The organism is Allobosea sp. FG18, assembly GCF_057809495.1.
Genome location: NZ_JBMDKB010000035.1, coordinates 1 through 15,446 on the forward strand (window position 1 = coordinate 1; position 15,446 = coordinate 15,446).

General features: G+C 65.5%; 12 protein-coding genes, 2 tRNA genes and 1 pseudogene. 8 read left to right on the forward strand and 7 right to left on the reverse strand.

Going from position 1 to position 15,446, the window contains the following annotated elements; genetic code table 11:
* Positions 1-1,472 (reverse strand): HAMP domain-containing protein (locus ACODTJ_RS26570; RefSeq protein ID WP_488850892.1); only part of this gene is annotated, 1,472 nt, incomplete at its 3' end.
* A 164-nt stretch (positions 1,473-1,636) separates the two neighbouring features.
* On the opposite strand from ACODTJ_RS26570, the gene ACODTJ_RS26575 reads away from it, so the two are divergent.
* Positions 1,637-2,413 carry a DUF1499 domain-containing protein gene (locus ACODTJ_RS26575; protein ID WP_454658406.1) on the forward strand — a complete coding sequence of 259 codons (777 nt, stop codon included), beginning with the start codon at positions 1,637-1,639 and terminating at the stop codon, positions 2,411-2,413.
* Between the two features lie 10 nt (positions 2,414-2,423).
* Here the strand turns inward: ACODTJ_RS26575 and ACODTJ_RS26580 are convergent, their stop codons facing one another.
* From ACODTJ_RS26580 to ACODTJ_RS26590, 3 genes are all read right to left on the reverse strand, one after another.
* On the reverse strand, positions 2,424-3,338 hold the full coding sequence (locus ACODTJ_RS26580) for an MBL fold metallo-hydrolase (RefSeq protein WP_454658405.1): 915 nt from the start codon (positions 3,336-3,338) through the stop codon (positions 2,424-2,426).
* 15 nt (positions 3,339-3,353) lie between these two features.
* The gene (locus ACODTJ_RS26585; protein WP_454658404.1) at positions 3,354-3,488 is read right to left on the reverse strand and encodes a hypothetical protein; all 135 of its coding nucleotides are present in this window, start codon (positions 3,486-3,488) and stop codon (positions 3,354-3,356) included.
* 326 nt (positions 3,489-3,814) lie between these two features.
* Positions 3,815-3,891, reverse strand: a tRNA-Pro gene (locus ACODTJ_RS26590).
* A 149-nt stretch (positions 3,892-4,040) separates the two neighbouring features.
* Between ACODTJ_RS26590 and ACODTJ_RS26595 the strand changes: the two genes are divergently transcribed.
* Positions 4,041-4,115: transfer RNA gene (locus ACODTJ_RS26595), tRNA-Gln, on the forward strand.
* A 227-nt stretch (positions 4,116-4,342) separates the two neighbouring features.
* Here ACODTJ_RS26595 and ACODTJ_RS26600 read toward each other — a convergent pair.
* Both ACODTJ_RS26600 and ACODTJ_RS26605 read right to left on the reverse strand, forming a co-directional pair.
* Positions 4,343-5,818, reverse strand: a complete 1,476-nt coding sequence (locus ACODTJ_RS26600) for a right-handed parallel beta-helix repeat-containing protein (RefSeq protein WP_454658403.1) — start codon at positions 5,816-5,818, stop codon at positions 4,343-4,345.
* A 329-nt stretch (positions 5,819-6,147) separates the two neighbouring features.
* Positions 6,148-7,176 (reverse strand): IS110 family RNA-guided transposase, encoded by a 1,029-nt coding sequence (locus ACODTJ_RS26605; RefSeq protein ID WP_488850896.1) that lies wholly within the window; start codon positions 7,174-7,176, stop codon positions 6,148-6,150.
* A gap of 193 nt (positions 7,177-7,369) precedes the next feature.
* Here ACODTJ_RS26605 and istA point away from each other — a divergent pair, with 193 nt between their 5' ends.
* From istA to ACODTJ_RS26630, 5 genes and pseudogenes are all read left to right on the forward strand, one after another.
* On the forward strand, positions 7,370-8,869 hold the full coding sequence (gene istA, locus ACODTJ_RS26610) for an IS21 family transposase (RefSeq protein WP_488850898.1): 1,500 nt from the start codon (positions 7,370-7,372) through the stop codon (positions 8,867-8,869).
* A complete protein-coding gene (gene istB, locus ACODTJ_RS26615; RefSeq protein ID WP_054211923.1) occupies positions 8,869-9,597 on the forward strand; it encodes an IS21-like element helper ATPase IstB in 729 nt (242 codons plus the stop codon). The genes istA and istB overlap by 1 nt, the downstream gene beginning before the upstream one ends.
* Before the next feature lie 141 nt (positions 9,598-9,738).
* Positions 9,739-10,401: pseudogene (locus ACODTJ_RS26620) on the forward strand (HlyD family type I secretion periplasmic adaptor subunit); the annotation flags it as partial.
* Between the two features lie 1,020 nt (positions 10,402-11,421).
* Positions 11,422-11,754 carry a hypothetical protein gene (locus ACODTJ_RS26625; RefSeq protein WP_454658379.1) on the forward strand — a complete coding sequence of 111 codons (333 nt, stop codon included), beginning with the start codon at positions 11,422-11,424 and terminating at the stop codon, positions 11,752-11,754.
* A gap of 196 nt (positions 11,755-11,950) precedes the next feature.
* A complete protein-coding gene (locus ACODTJ_RS26630; RefSeq protein WP_454658378.1) occupies positions 11,951-12,088 on the forward strand; it encodes a hypothetical protein in 138 nt (45 codons plus the stop codon).
* Here ACODTJ_RS26630 and ACODTJ_RS26635 read toward each other — a convergent pair.
* Positions 12,053-13,024 carry a hydrogen peroxide-inducible genes activator gene (locus ACODTJ_RS26635; RefSeq protein ID WP_454658377.1) on the reverse strand — a complete coding sequence of 324 codons (972 nt, stop codon included), beginning with the start codon at positions 13,022-13,024 and terminating at the stop codon, positions 12,053-12,055. The genes ACODTJ_RS26630 and ACODTJ_RS26635 overlap by 36 nt on opposite strands.
* A gap of 184 nt (positions 13,025-13,208) precedes the next feature.
* On the opposite strand from ACODTJ_RS26635, the gene katG reads away from it, so the two are divergent.
* Positions 13,209-15,383, forward strand: coding sequence for a catalase/peroxidase HPI (gene katG / locus ACODTJ_RS26640; protein ID WP_454658376.1), 2,175 nt, complete (start codon positions 13,209-13,211; stop codon positions 15,381-15,383).
* Positions 15,384-15,446: the final 63 nt, after the last annotated feature.

The window sequence follows — 15,446 nt, forward strand, 5'->3', positions numbered from 1 at the left end:
CCGCGATAGCCCGTCTCGATCCGGTTGGTCAGGTCGCCGCCCGCGATCGCCGACAAGGCCCCGGCAAACTCCGTCGTCGCGCCGTCAACGACCGCGTTGATCTCGTTGATGCCCTCGACGAGTTCCTTCAGCGGGCCTTCCATGCCGCCGACCTGTGCCTTGCCGGAGAAATTGCCGTTACGGGCATCGGCGACGATAGCGGCGACCTCGCCGAGCAGCTTCTGGACATGGGCGGCCTGCTCGGCATCGGCGAGCATGGCGAGCTCGCGGTCGCGCCGGTTCTGCTCGAGCGCGAGCGCGTTCTCGCGATAGACCTCGAGGGCGCCGCTCAGTGCGCCGATCTCGTCCGGCGAGGGGGCGGCGGGAATGGCCTGGGCGAAATTGCCCTGCTGCATCTCGTCGAGAGCGGATTTCAGCGAGACCAGCGGCCGTGCGATCCGGCGCTGCACGCCGCGCAGGCTCATCACGCAGATCGCGAGCAGGGCGGCCAGCAGCGCGCCGACGATGCCGAGCTTGATCCAGGCGGCGTTGAGCTTCTTGTCGGTCCGCACCACCATGTCGTCGAGCGACTGGGTGACGGCCGAGACGATAGCCGTGAACGGGCCATTGCACTGCTTCGTCCACTCTTCCGCCGCGATGACCGGGCCGGCGCCCTGGCCAAGCTTGCCGATCAATTCGTCCATCTTGCGGTTCGAGGCCTCGACCTCGGCGGACATGACGCCGACCTTCCGGGCGAGCTCGCTGCCGACGCCGGGGCGGGACGCGAGCTGCTTCAGCGTCTCGCCGGAGGCGTTGGAGACGCCGCGCAATTCGCCGAGCTTGCGGATCTGCGCGGTTTCCAGCGCCTTGCCCGAGCCGAAGGCCGGGCGGAGCACCGAGCACTGCGTGCCGTAATTCGAGCGGACGTCCCAGCCGGCCGACTTGAAGCCCTGCAGGTCGGCGAGGATCGGGTCCGCCAGACGGGCGGCATTGGAGGTCTCGTCCGAAGCCTTGACGATGGCGGCTTCGATCGCGCCGATGCCGTTATACCAGGGCATCGTGGCGGCGAGGCTGCGCTGCGCCTTCGGCTTCGCCGCCTCGGCATGGAGATCGGCCATCCGGGCGTCGGTCAGCTTCTGCTGCTGCAGGATACCGGCGATCAATTCCTTGCGGCCGGGCAGGCCGGTTTCGTCGAGCTGGGCGACGGCATCGGCGATGCGGCTGCGATTGCTCTCCTCGACCTGCTTCAGCGTCGCGACCGGATCGTCGGCGACCTGGATGCTGGTCTGGGCCTGTCCGCGCGCGGTGCGGATCGCGTTGCCGGCGAGCAGCAGGGCCTTGTCGGCCTGGGCCAGCTCGCCCAGCTCCATGTTGGTGCGCACCTCCGAGATGGATTGATACGCCATGTAGCCCAGCGCCCCGATGCCGGGCACGCACAGGCAGGCCATGGTGGCGACGAGATAGTTCTGGATCGACGAGGGGAAGAATTTCACGGCGGGACTCGGGGCGTGACATGCGGCGATAAGGCGGTGACGAAGGCCGGGAGGCAGGCAGCGGGCGAGCCTCGTCCTGCCGTCTTATGGCTGACTTGATTAAGATTGCGCTTCGCCCCGCTCCCCGACTTGCCTTCCGGGTCCGCCACGGGCACGAAAGGGCGATGCACCGCCGTCTCGTCTTCGAGGAACCGGTTTCGCGCGCCGCCATCTGGAGCCGGCGGTTGGCGTGGTTTTCCTGCGCGGTGCTGCTCCTGTCGCTGCTGCTGGTGCGCTTGCGGGAGCCGAGCATCGAGGGGCTGGCGCCGGTTCTCGGCGCTTACGCGCTCGTGCTCGCGGCGCTCGGCCTCGCCATCCTCGCCTTCATTCGCATCTGGTATTCCGGCCATCGCGGCGTCGGCATGGCGGCCGGCGCGATGCTGCTTTCGCTCATCCTGCTTGCGCCCGCCGGTTACATCGCCTTCAGGCTCGCGACCAGGCCGGCATTGGCCGACGTCTCGACCGATATCGACGATCCTCCCGCGTTCAGCCGCTCGCAGGCCGCGCTGACGGCCCGGGCCGGGCGGGTGCCGCCCGATATCCCTGCCGCGCGCCGGCGCCTGCAGCGGCAGGCCTATCCCAAGGCTGTGCCGATCCTGCTCGAACTGCCGGCCGATGCCGCTTTCGACCTCGCCAGGCGGGCGGCACTCGGTCTCGGCTGGCAGGTTCTGGAGACGGCGCGGCCCGGCGGGCGCAGCGGCGCGGGGCGGGTCGAGGCCGTCGCGCGCGGGCGCATCCTGCGCTTTTCCGAGGATATCACCATCCGCGTCAGGCCCCGCGTCGACGGCAGCCGCATCGACATCCGCTCGGCCTCGCGCCTCGGCAGCCACGACCTCGGAGCGAATGCGGCGCGCGTCGCGGCCTTTGCCGGCGAGATCGAATTGCTGATGGACAGCCGCTGAGCGGCCAGCGTCAGGCGAGCCTGTAGCGACTGGCGAGGGCCGGAATGGCGTCGCTGGACTGGACGGCGCCGCGCAGCACAAGGTCCTCGAGCTGGGCCAGCACCGAGAGCGCGGCCGCGCCATGCAGGGCAGGGGCCAGGCCTTGGTAGATCACCGGCACCATCGCGGCGATCGTCTCGTCGCCGGCTCCGAGCCGGTTCAGGATCGCCGCTTCGCGCTGGCGGCGGTGCTGGACGAGCCCGCGCAGGAAACGCTGCGGCTCGTTCACCGGGCCGCCATGGCCCGGCCAGTAGCGGGCATGTTCCAGCCCGCGCAGCTTCTCGATCGAGGCCATATAGGCGGCCATCGAACCATCCGGCGGGGCGACGACCGATGTCGACCAGGCCATGACATGGTCGCCGGAGAACAGGGTTTCTTCCTCGGCGAGCGTGAAGGCGAGATGGTTGGCGGTGTGGCCGGGCGTCGCGACGGCGGCCAGGCTCCAGCCGGGCCCGGAGACGGTATCGCCGTCGCCCATCTCCTGGTCCGGTACGAAATCAGTGTCGGCTGCGGCATCGAGCACGCGGCCCTCGCCCGGCCCGAGCTCCCGCGACGGGCGATGCGGCCCGCAGCCGACCACCGTCGCGCCGGTCGCGGCTTTCAGGGCCGGCACCGCAGGCGAGTGGTCGCGATGGGTATGCGTGACGACGATATGGCTGACCGTCTCGCCGCGAACCGCCGCCAGCAGGCGTTCGACATGACCGGGGTCGTCCGGGCCGGGATCGATGATCGCGACCGTGCCGCGGCCGACGATATAGGAGCAGGTGCCGGTGAAGGTCATCGGCCCGCCATTGCCGGCGACGATCCGGCGCACCAGCGGGGACAGGCTCGCGACCGTGCCGGCTTCCGTTGTCGCGCTGCGGTCGAACTCGATCTCGTCGCTCATCGCTGCTGATGCGCGTCAGCTGTTCGACTTGCCGCTGCAGCTCTTGGTGTCATAGGGCCCGAACAACGGGTTGAAATTGCCGCATTTGTCGCAACCGGACAGAAACACGGCCAATCCGAGGATGCCGGCAAGGAGGGTGATGCGCTTCATGGCCCCGACCGTTCGATTCGATGAGACCGCACTTTAGAGGCTGTCTGGGCCCGGCGACAGAGGCGGGCAGCCGGGGATCGTGTTCAAAGGCCGAGGTCGGCGAGCCAGCCCAGGATGCAGATCGCCGAAAGGGCGATCAGGGCGAGCGTGGCTTTCGCATCGGTCGGGCAGTCGCGCAGCATGGTCGTCTCCGTTTCGGAGGCGACGCAATAGACATGCCATTTGACGGGTGCGTGACGGTGTCAGGCTAGGGGGAGGGCGAGAGCGACAAGAAAAAGGCCCCGAAGGGCCGTCGTCTCAACTGCTTGAAATATCTCGGGAAATTTTGGTCGGAGTGGCAGGATTTGAACCTGCGACCCCCTCGTCCCGAACGAGGTGCTCTACCAGGCTGAGCCACACTCCGATCCGCTGGTGGGCGGCTTATAGCCAGCACGCGGCTCCGGCGCAACAGGCTCTTTGCAGGTTGTGGAGGAATTCTTGCCGAGCGGGCAAAAGATGCGGTGGCTTGACGGTTGCGCGTCGCGCCGCCGCGTTCTAGAAGGCGCCGCACATTGGGGCGTCGCCAAGTGGTAAGGCAGCGGTTTTTGGTACCGCCATTCCCAGGTTCGAATCCTGGCGCCCCAGCCATGCATTCAGCTGAACCGTGCCCTCTGGGTGACTGAGCAGTTTCTGCGACGGTGTTTGTGTAGCGCGCCGCGATCCTTGGCGGAATCGCCAGTGCCGGTAGCGTCGGTCCATGGCACTCTTTGCTTCGCCGCTGCGGATACAGTCATGCCGCAGAGCGGGCTGAAGGTCGGGGGCAGCGCGCGCCGCAGGACTGTGCATGCGTCAGAGTCCGCGACAATGGGCCGTTGCTATGGCCCCTCGAAGGCCCCGAGGCTGACAACCTCCCCGTTCGAGGGCACGGTGGGTGGCAGCCCGAGCGTGCTTCCTGCGCCGACCAGCCTGCTCCCCTTCGCCAGTCTCAAGAAGTCCGAGACCGGCAGGGAGCCGTCCGCCTGCCGGGGACCGCGCGCAATCGCATCGTCGATGGACTGAAAGTCGTTCAAAGACACTTTGAAATTCGTTGGCGAGAAGGACCTTAAGGCCGCACCGTTGCTTGCATTGTGCGATTGAGACGCAAGCTCGATGTCGAAGTCGTGCCTTCCGCCTTTTATGAAGACTATATTGTTCCGAAGCACCGTGCTCGCATTATGCTCAATGATGAAGGCGTAACCTACCTCGCTGCGCGCATCGTTGAACGAGACATTGTTGAAGATGGCCATCGGCAGCATTCCGCCATTATAGCTGTTGTCATCAAAACCGCTTGTCTTGTTGCTCCAAGAAAGGCACCGGGTCACCGTGTGACCGCCATAGAGGCCGGTGGCGCCTGAGCGCCGCCCTCCCAGCTTGAAACCGCAGCCGTCGCCAGCCTCGGTAGGGTTGATCGAGCCGTCGGAGTTGTATCCGTTCTCGAAGGACCAGTTCTGATCGATAAGGCATGGTGAGGTGCTGAGGCTGTCCTTGGCCCGCGAGGTGTTGTAGAAGTCGAAGCCGTCGTCCGTGTTGCGCCAAGCGCGGTTACCGGTGACGATGGTGCCGGTGCTGTCGTTGAGCGAAACCGAGATCCCATCGGCATTTCCGCCCGTTGCGCCCGGCCCTCCGCCGTGATTGCCGAAGGAATCGCAATTGCGCACGATGTTGTGATCGCCTTTCCCGAGGATTCCCAGGCCGGTGCCATACTCGTCGTTGAGCCAGCCATTGTCGCGAAAGACGCAGCGCTCGATCAACAAGTTGTGATGTGTGCCGTTGACGAAGCACCCGCCCATCGGGCCATGGCGAACGGTAAGTCCGCGCAGGGTCAGGTGGGACGCATCCATGATAACAAGCGCAAACCCGCCGGCTGAATTGCGCGAAGGCCACGCCTGATACCGTTGTGTCGGGGGCCTCATTGCGGCTCCGTCGATCACGGGAACCTCGCCGGGATAGTTCTCGATGACGATCGGACGTCCCGGCTCTCCGCCGCGACCAGCGAGAAGCCATCCTTCGGCGGCGCCGTCGAAGCCGTATTCTCCCCCTCGCAGCAGGATCGTATCGCCGCCGTAGGCGTGGGAGAAGGCGCGAGGAAGCGTGGCGAACGGGCGCTGGACGGTGCCCCGCTCCGGGTCGTCGTCGTCCTCGCCGGTGGGGGCGACGTACAACCTACGGCCGGTTCCGGGCGCCTCGCTCTGGGTAGGCGCGCTTGAAGTCTTGCGGCTCAATGCCGAATCTTGGCCGAATGCCTCCAATCCATGAAGCCCTGAGGCCGCGAGGCTACCAGCGGCGAGGAGAAAACTGCGGCGAGACGCCATTGGGAAATCCTCCAGGGTCCAAAGCCGGGATCCACCGGCGGCGGCGCGTCAGGTCCCGCGTGGAACCAACCACGCAGTAGCGGGTTTGTGTTTCGGCCCTTTAATTGCGGGTAGCTGTCAACCTCAGATTTCGCGCCGTCATCGCCGGGGTCATGGTCCTTTCCGAGGTCGAGCGCCTCATGATGATGTACGGGTCGGGTGCCTCAACGTGTGCAACGACGTTCCAGTGGACGTCAGCCGAAACAACGAGGTCACCACAACCGCCGTCCCGGCGGGGACATCGCGAGTGCCGAGAGTGGCTCCCGTGAGCAGGTTGACGCGGATAACAACTATGCCGTCTTTTCGCTTCCCCATTCAAAGCTGGTGCCGTCGACCCAGATGCAGTGGAGGAGCACGGCCATCTTGCGTGCGACGGCCACCTTGGCCTTCTTCATACCGATCCGCTTGGAGAGACGAATGCCCCATGCTTTCAGCGGCGACCATTTCTTCGTTCGATGCATCAGGACGCTGGCTGCCTCGTAGAGATAGGTTCGCAGCAGGCGATCTCCCCAATGCGAGACACGGCCGCTAACATCCGTTTCCCCGGATTGCTTTCGCCGCGGAGTCAGACCCAGGTAGGCACCGACATCGCTGGCCGAGGAGAAGCGCGAGGGATCATCGATCGTGTGGCGGTAGGTCAGCGCCGTCACCACGCCGACGCCAGGAACCGTCATCAGCCGGCGCGTGGTGCAGTCGTCACGAGCGAGGCGCCGGACCTGACGATCGAGTTTCTCCTGTTCCTCGCAAGCCTGTTCATGGACGCTGAGGAGCGCGCCAATCACGGATCGGAGCGGATGACCCTCGACAACCAGCTCCAGGACCTTTCGCCGGAACTGCGCACCAATCGATCGGCTGAACTGCAGCCCATATTCCTTCAGCATCGAACGGATCTGGTTCTCCAGATCGCGGCGGATGGCGACAAGCCTCGAGCGTGCGACGAGCAGGGATCGGGTTGCCTGACTCTCTGCACTCTTCACTTTGACTTCTCGGTACCAGCCGACCCGAACCAACTCCGCCAGGCCTTGGGCGTCGTTCTCGTCGCTCTTGTTCATGCGAACCGACAGCACGGCTTTCGCGTGCCGGGCGTCGATGCAGACGACGGGCAGGCCGATCCGGTTGAGTTCATGCCACAGCCAGCTCGACATCGCGCCGGTCTCAAAGCCGATCCGCTCGGCGCTCGGCGCGCGCTTGCTCAGCAGTTCAGCCAAAGCCCCGGGATCGGACCTCGCCCTGCCTTGAAAGACGACCTTTCCAGATTCATCGACGACGCAAACGCTGGTCTCTTTCTGCGATACATCCAGCCCGACATATTGTTTCATGATGACCATCCCGTGCTCGGGCCGGCGCCGCTGCCTGCCGTCCGTCACTCTGAAGTCAGGGGCTCAGCGGCAGCAATTACGTCATCGTGTGCAAGTTTGACCCCTTAAGGCGGGGGATCGGCATCCAACTTTGACCCCCTTGAGCCGTTTTCGGTGAGACTGCCCGTTTTGGTTTCAAATGGGCGGGCGGGGGATGAAGGGCGTGGATACGATTGCGCGGATCCGGCGCGAGTTTTCGGTCCGGGGGAAGACGATCAAGGAGATTGTCCGCGAGCTTCACGTCTCGCGGAACACGGTGCGCAAGGTGCTGCGCTCGGGCGCGACGTCGTTCGAGTACGAGCGGAAGGTTCAGCCCCAGCCGAAGATCGGCCCCTGGCGCCCCGACCTGGACCGGCTGCTGATGGCGAACGAGGGCAAGCCGGCGCGTGAGCGCCTGACGCTGATCCGGGTCTTCGAGGAGTTGCGGGGCCGCGGTTACGATGGCAGCTATGATGCTGTCCGCCGCTATGCGCGGAGTTGGCGCCGCGACCAGTCTGCGGTTACCGCCGATGCCTATATCCCGTTGAACTTCGCGCCCGGCGAAGCCTACCAGTTCGACTGGAGCCACGAGATCGTCGTCGTCAACGGCGTCACGACCAAGGTGAAGGTCGCTCATCTCCGGCTCTGCCATTCGCGTATGCCGTTCGTGCGGGCCTATCCGCGCGAGAGCCAGGAGATGGTCTTCGACGCCCACGACCGGGGCTTCGCCTTCTTCAAAGGCGCCTGCACACGCGGCATCTACGACAACATGAAGACGGCGGTGGAGACCATCTTCGTCGGCAAGGAGCGCGCCTATAACCGGCGCTTCATGCAGATGTGCAGCCACTATCTGGTCGACCCCGTCGCGTGCACGCCGGCCTCGGGCTGGGAGAAGGGCCAGGTCGAGAACCAGGTCGGCCTCGTACGCGAGCGCTTTTTTGCGCCCCGGCTCAGGGTCAAGAACTATGACGAGCTGAACGCCTGGCTGATGGACCAGGTGATCAACTATGCCAAGGCGCATCGCCATCCCGAGCGGCGCGACGTAACGATCTGGGAGGCCTTCGAAGCCGAGCGGCCGAGCCTCGTTGCGTATGCCGGGCGCTTCGACGGCTTCCATGCCTTGCCGGCTGCCGTGTCGAAGACCTGCCTGGTGCGCTTCGACAACAACAAGTACTCGGTCGCAGCCAGCGCGATCGGCCGCCCCGTCGAGATCCGTGCCTATGCCGATCGCGTCGAACTGCGCCAGAACGGTCGCATCGTCGGTGAGCATGCCCGCTGCTACGGCCGCGATCAGACAACCTTCGATCCCTGGCACTATGTCCCGGTGTTGGCCCGCAAGCCGGGCGCCCTGCGCAATGGCGCGCCCTTCAAGGACTGGGTTCTTCCGGCCGGGCTGGACCGGGTGCGCCGGAAGCTGGCAGCAGTGCGGGATGGGGACCGGCAGATGGTCGATATCCTGACTACGGTGCTGAGCGACGGCTTGCCGGCGGTCGAAGCCGCCTGCGCCGAAGCGCTGAAGCAAGGCGTGCATTCAGCCGACGTCATCCTCAACATCCTGGCCCGACGCCGGGAGCCGGCTGCTGCGATCACCATCATGACGCCCGATGCGCTGCGCCTGCGCCATGAGCCCGCCGCCGATTGTGCCCGCTACGACAGCCTCAGGAGAGCCGTGTGATGGAACGCTCGGAGATTCTCGCCACCATGGGCGAACTCAAGCTCTACGGCATGAAGGCCGCCTTTGACGAGATCATCACCACGGCGGTGAAGCGCCAGCACGAACCCCAGCGCATCGTCGGCGATCTGCTATCGGCGGAGATTGCCGAGAAGCAGGCGCGCTCCATCAAGTACCAGATCACCATCGCCAAGCTGCCCCTCGCCAAGGATGTCGGCGACTTCGTCTTCGACGGCACGCCGCTCAACGAGACGCTCGTCCACGACCTCGCAGGCGGCAACTTCATCGCCCATCAGCGCAATGTCGTCCTCGTCGGTGGCACCGGGACCGGCAAGACCCATCTCGCCATCGCCATCGCCCGAGCTTGCATCCGTGCCGGCGCGCGGGGACGCTTCTTCAACGTCGTCGATCTCGTCAACAAGCTCGAGGCCGAAGCCCGCGCCGGCCGGCAGGGCCGTATGGCCGACTATCTCTCTCGCATGGACTTCATCGTTCTCGACGAACTTGGCTATCTCCCCTTCGCCCAGTCCGGCGGCCAGTTGCTGTTCCATCTGATCAGCAGGCTCTACGAACAGAGCTCCGTCATCGTCACCACCAACCTCGCCTTCGGCGAATGGCCTTCCGTCTTTGGGGACGCCAAGATGACCACGGCGCTCCTCGACCGGCTAACCCATCACTGCGACATCGTCGAGACCGGCAACGAGAGCTGGCGCTTCAAGAACAGGCTCTGAGGCAACTGCGCCGCCTGCGACCCGGAGCCGGCGCGGCTGCGCAACCCAAACCAGCTGCGCCGCGCCACCTCCTCACCGTCTCAGCCCATCAAGGGGTCAAGATTGGACGCCGATTGGGGGGCAACATTGCGTGCCGTTTGACAGGATGCTGCACGTATCACCGGCGAGAAAGGCACCCTGGTCTCATCGGTGGCTCAAGCCAAAGGCAAGATCACCGAGACCGAGCTGCAGATCCTTCAGATCGATGAGGATCTTCGCACCGAAGTCGGCAAGACGCTCGCCGATCTTCGTGGCAAGATTTCCGAGCTGGTTGAACGGAAAGTCACAGCGGAGGACCAGCTCAAGCGTGTGGATATCCGGGCTCCCCAATCCGGCACTGTGCACCAGATGGCGGTTCACACGATTGGCGGCGTCGCCTCTCCGGGCGAAACCTTGATGCTGATCGTGCCTGCCTCTGATCGCCTGACGGTACAGGCGAGGGTGCGACCTCAGGATATCGAGCAGGTGTACTCCGGGCAGCGCGCTGGGCTGCGTTTCTCGGCCCTCAATCAGCGGACCACGCCTGAGATCGAGGGCGAAGTGTCCCGCGTATCTCCCGATCTCACCGTCGATCAGCGAACGGGGCAAGATTTCTACACGCTTCGCGTCGCCATCCTGGACGGCGAGCTCGAACGGCTCCAGGGGGCAAAGGTCGGGCCGGGCATGCCTGTCGAGGTTTTCGTGCGTACGCAGCAGAGAACGGTTCTGTCCTATTTCGCCAAGCCGCTTTCGGACCAGATTGCGCGAGCATTCCGGGAGAGATAGGCGCCGGGTCCTCAGAGGCGAACGCGCGGTTCTTGGAGGCGGGCGGGTATTTCGGAGACGCCGCCCCAACTTCCCCCTCCCGGGTCAGCCATGGCCCCGGCCTCGAAAGGTCGGCCGGTTCACGATCGAACCGGTCATCCGTGTTCTTGCCAACCATCAAGAATTTTTTCTTGGGATCGGCTCGACTACGGACTTGGTCGCAATGGGCGCTGAGGTTGCCTCGGGACATGCTGGGAGACGCACATGCTAGGTGTGACAACCCTGTCGAATTTCGCGTGCGATAATTGTGGTAGCATCTCGGTCATTCTCCCTGCCGAGCTGATCGACTCGGCCCTTGTCAAGTGCAGCGGCTGCGGTCGCGAGTACGTTTGCTGGGGGGAGTTCAAGCAAGAGGTGGAGCAAACCCTCTCCGGAGAGCCGCGTCGGATGAACGGCAACAACCATCACTTTCAGGTTCGGCCGGATTCTTAGGGCGACGGTTTCCGCGATGCATCACTGCAGTGAGATCGCCAGAACGCCATCCGGCGCCTTTGGAAGCTCCTATGCGCCGCCGAGTTGGCTGCTGGCTGGTTCGCGGTGGCGACAACCCGTCGAGGGGCGTTGCTTTGAACAACCGGCGCGAATACCTCGGTATTGGTCCGCATAGCCGCGCAGTTTCGGCCATTTCCCTGCATTTTCCCAGTGGGCAGGGAAATCGGCACAGACCGGTTCCGTCGAGACTGCGTCGTCAGCCATGCATTTCCGGTTCCTGCGGACACGGTCTGGCTTGACCGTCGTTGCGGCGGTACCGCAGGCCGGGTGGATCTCGTGAGAGATCAAGCAGATGCTCGCGTGGCCGGGCATGCCACGCCCCCGCCCCAATCCGGGATTCAAAACGGCCTCGCAACACGTCGAGACCCGCAGGGTATCCGGCGGTCGGGCCTTGATGAGCGCAGGTCCCGATGAACATAAGCCAACAATGCGGTTCATGAACCGTTGGTGTGCTGTCGCGTTTAATGCGGTCAGCTCAAGGAGAAACATATGCGTAAATTCCTCATGCTCGCTGCTCTGGGCGTCGGCCTGTCGCTGGCGGCGCCGGCGATGGCCTCGGAGGAACTGCCGGCCTCGACCGCTCAGCGGCTGGACAAGCAGGCCGCGGAATACACGTGGTCGGCGGCCGCCGAACGGCGCCACATGATCATGCGCGAGACGATGCGGCAGCAGCGCCATGGGCGGGGTGGCGGCTATGGCCGCGGCTACGGCTATGGTCCCCGGCCGGGCTACGGTCCCCGACCCGGCTATGGCTATGGTTACGGCCCGCGCCCCGGCTACGGCCCGCCTCCGGGCTATTACCGCCGTCACCGCGGCTGGTGAGCGGCTGCCACAGTCGTTAGCCATCGAACGGCGGCCCGGTAACGGGCCGCATTTCATTGTCGAGAAGACTTTCAGAGGCGGCGTGGCGCGAGCTGGCCGCCTCTGTCGCATTTACGATAAGTTCACCATCTTGTTTCCGTAGCGTCATCTGCGCGCTAGATCTGCCCCATCGGTGATGGAGCAGGTCATAATCGCAATGGATTCAACGGCCGTCGGCACCACCAAGGGCGAGCGCAGCACGACATTCATGCTCGCGCTGTTCCTGGGCGCGATACAGGTCGGCTGGCTCGGCCTGCTCCTATGGGTGACGTGTCAGGTCGTCGGGGCGGTCTGATCCGCCCCGCAGGCCTGTACCGGGAAGCCGCGCCGCGCCGCCATGGCGGCGCAGGACATCGTGTTCCTGGCGGACGATCTCGCCGACCTGCACGAAATGCTCGGCCAGCGGGTTCGTCTTGCGCCAGACCAGGCCGATGCGGCGCCTCGGTTGCGGTTCCGCCAGCCGGGCGATGCTGACCTCCACGGCCGAGGTTTCCGCCGCGACCGCCATTTCCGGAATCAGCGTCACGCCCATGCCCGCGCCGACCATGCGCACCAGGGTGGCGAGCGAACTGCCCTCCATCGGGTCCTGCGATAGGCCTGACGTCATGTTGCAGAAGGCCAGCGCCTGATCGCGGAAGCAGTGTCCTTCTTCCAGCAGGAGCAGGCGCATCGCGCGCAGGTTCTCCACGCTGGGCGGCGGCTTGTGCCGGTCGGCCAGGGCGCGCACCAGGACGAACTCCTCGTCGAACAGCGGGTGATCCTGCAAGGAGGGTTCGGAGACGGGCAGGGCCATCACCGCGACATCGAGGCCGCCGGTGACGAGGTCTTCCGTCAGCTTGCCGGTCACCGCCTCGCGCGGGCGCAGGTCGACCGCCGGAAAGCGCTCCGTCAGGCGCCGGATCACCGCCGGCAGGAGATAGGGCGCGACCGTCGGGATCATGCCGATGCGCAGCCTTCCCCCCAATGACGGGCTCGAAGCCCGCGCCAGATCCGCCAGTTCGTCCACCGAGCGCAGGATATGCTGGGCCCGTCCGGCGAAGGCTTCGCCGAGGCTGGTCAGCCGGATCTGCCGGCGGTCGCGCTCGACCAGTTGCGCGTCGAGCAGATCCTCCAGATCCTTGATCTGCAGCGACAGGGCCGGCTGGCTGATCGCGCAGGCATCCGCGGCCCGGCCGAAATGGCGGTGCTGGGCCAGGGCCGCGAAGTAGCGGAGGTGTTTGATCGATATCATTTGAAAAAATTATCGTAGTTATTTGAAAATTCAAGTTCTCATTATGATGGCTTTTCCCTAGAACCATTCGAATGGAACGGCGCGGCATCGGCTTCGAGCGGGTGCGGGACGCGCCGCCTTCCGGCGCGAGGCGTCAGGCGCCTTCCGGAAAGACCCGATTCAGCAGGCTCCGAAGGGGGATATCATGGACGGCAACGACGTGAAGACGGCCGGCAAATGCCCGGTCATGCATGGCGGGGCGACCCAGTCCGGGGACACCGTCACCGGCTGGTGGCCCAATGCCCTAAACCTCGACATTCTCCACCAGCACGACGGCAAGACCAATCCGCTCGGTAAGGACTTCAACTATCGCGAGGAGCTGAAGAAGCTCGACGTCGCGGCGCTGAAGAACGACCTCCGCGCGCTGATGACCGACAGCCAGGACTGGTGGCCGGCCGACTGGGGCAGCTATGTCGGCACCATGGCCCGCATGACCTGGCATGCCGCCGGCACCTATCGCATCTCCGACGGCCGTGGCGGCGCGGGCACCGGCAACCAGCGCTTCGCCCCGCTGAACTCCTGGCCGGACAATGCCAATACCGACAAGCCGCGCCGCCTGCTCTGGCCGATCAAGAAGAAATACGGCAACCGCGTCAGCTGGGCCGACCTGATCGCACTCGCCGGGACGATCGCCTATGAGGTCGCGGGCCTGAAGACCTTCGGCTTCGCCTTCGGCCGCGAGGACATCTGGCACCCCGAGAAGGACATCTACTGGGGCGAGGAGAAGGAGTGGCTGGCGCCGAGCGACAATCGCTATGGCAACGTTGCCGACGCCAAGACGCTGGCGAACCCGCTGGCGGCCGTCCAGATGGGCCTGATCTACGTCAATCCGGAAGGCGTCAACGGCAAGCCGGATCCGCTCAAGACCGCCGCGATGATGCGCGAGACCTTCGCGCGCATGGCGATGGACGATGAGGAGACCGTCGCGCTCACCGCCGGCGGCCACACCATCGGCAAGGGCCATGGCAACGGCGACGCAGCCAATCTCAGCCCGGCGCCGGAAGGCGGCGCCATCGAGGATCAGGGCCTCGGCTGGATGAACCGGAAGGGCCGTGGCATCGGCCGCGATCAGGTCGTCAGCGGCATCGAGGGTGCCTGGACCACCCATCCGACGCGCTGGGACAACGGCTTCTTCGAGATGCTGCTGGGCCATGACTGGGAGCTGCGCAAGTCGCCGGCCGGCGCCTGGCAGTACGAGCCGGTCTCGATCGCCGACAAGGACAAGCCGGTGGACGTGGAGGACGCTGCGATCCGCCGCAACCCGATGATGACTGATGCCGACATGGCCCTGAAGGTCGATCCGGCCTACCGGGCGATCTCGGAGCGCTTCCTCAACGATTTCGACGCGTTCTCGGATGCCTTCGCCCGCGCCTGGTTCAAGCTGACCCATCGCGATCTCGGCCCGAGGTCGCGTTATCTCGGCCCGGACGTCCCGTCCGAGGAGCTGATCTGGCAGGACCCGGTCCCGGCCGGCCGCGTCGGTTACGATGTCGCCGCCGTGAAGGCGAAGATCGCCGCGAGCGGCCTGTCGACCGCTGATCTGGTCTCGACCGCCTGGGATAGCGCCCGCACCTTCCGCGGCTCCGACAAGCGCGGCGGCGCCAATGGCGCCCGCATCCGCCTGGCGCCCCAGAAGGACTGGGCCGGCAACGAGCCGGCGCGACTGTCGCGGGTTCTCGCTGTGCTGGAGCCGATCGCGGCTGCGAGCGGCGCGAGCGTCGCCGACGTCATCGTGCTCGCCGGCAATGTCGGCGTCGAGCAGGCTGCCAAGGCTGCCGGCTTCGATGTGACCGTGCCCTTCGCGCCGGGCCGTGGCGATGCCACCGACGCGCAGACCGATGCGGCTTCCTTCGCGGTGCTGGAGCCGCTCGCCGACGGTTTCCGCAACTGGCAGAAGGAAGCCTATGTCGTCACCGGCGAGGAGATGCTGCTCGACCGCGCCCAGCTGCTCGGCCTGACGGCGGCGGAGATGACGGTGCTGCTCGGCGGCATGCGCGTGCTCGGCACCAACCATGGCGGCACGAAGCATGGCGTGTTCACCGACCGGGTCGGCGCGCTGACCAGCGACTTCTTCGTCAACCTCACCGACATGCACTACAGCTGGGTGCCGACCGCGAACGGCCTCTACGAGATCCGCGACCGCAAGACCGGCGCGGTGAAGTGGACCGCGACCCGCGTCGACCTCGTCTTCGGCTCGAATTCGGTGCTGCGCGCCTATGCCGAGGTCTATGCCCAGGACGACAACGCCCGGAAATTCGTCGACGACTTCGTCGCGGCCTGGGCCAAGGTCATGAACGCCGACCGCGCCGACGCGGCCTGATCCGTTCCAGCGCGAGCCTTGCTCTGCCACAAGCCCCGCCGGCCCAACCGGCGGGGCTTTTCG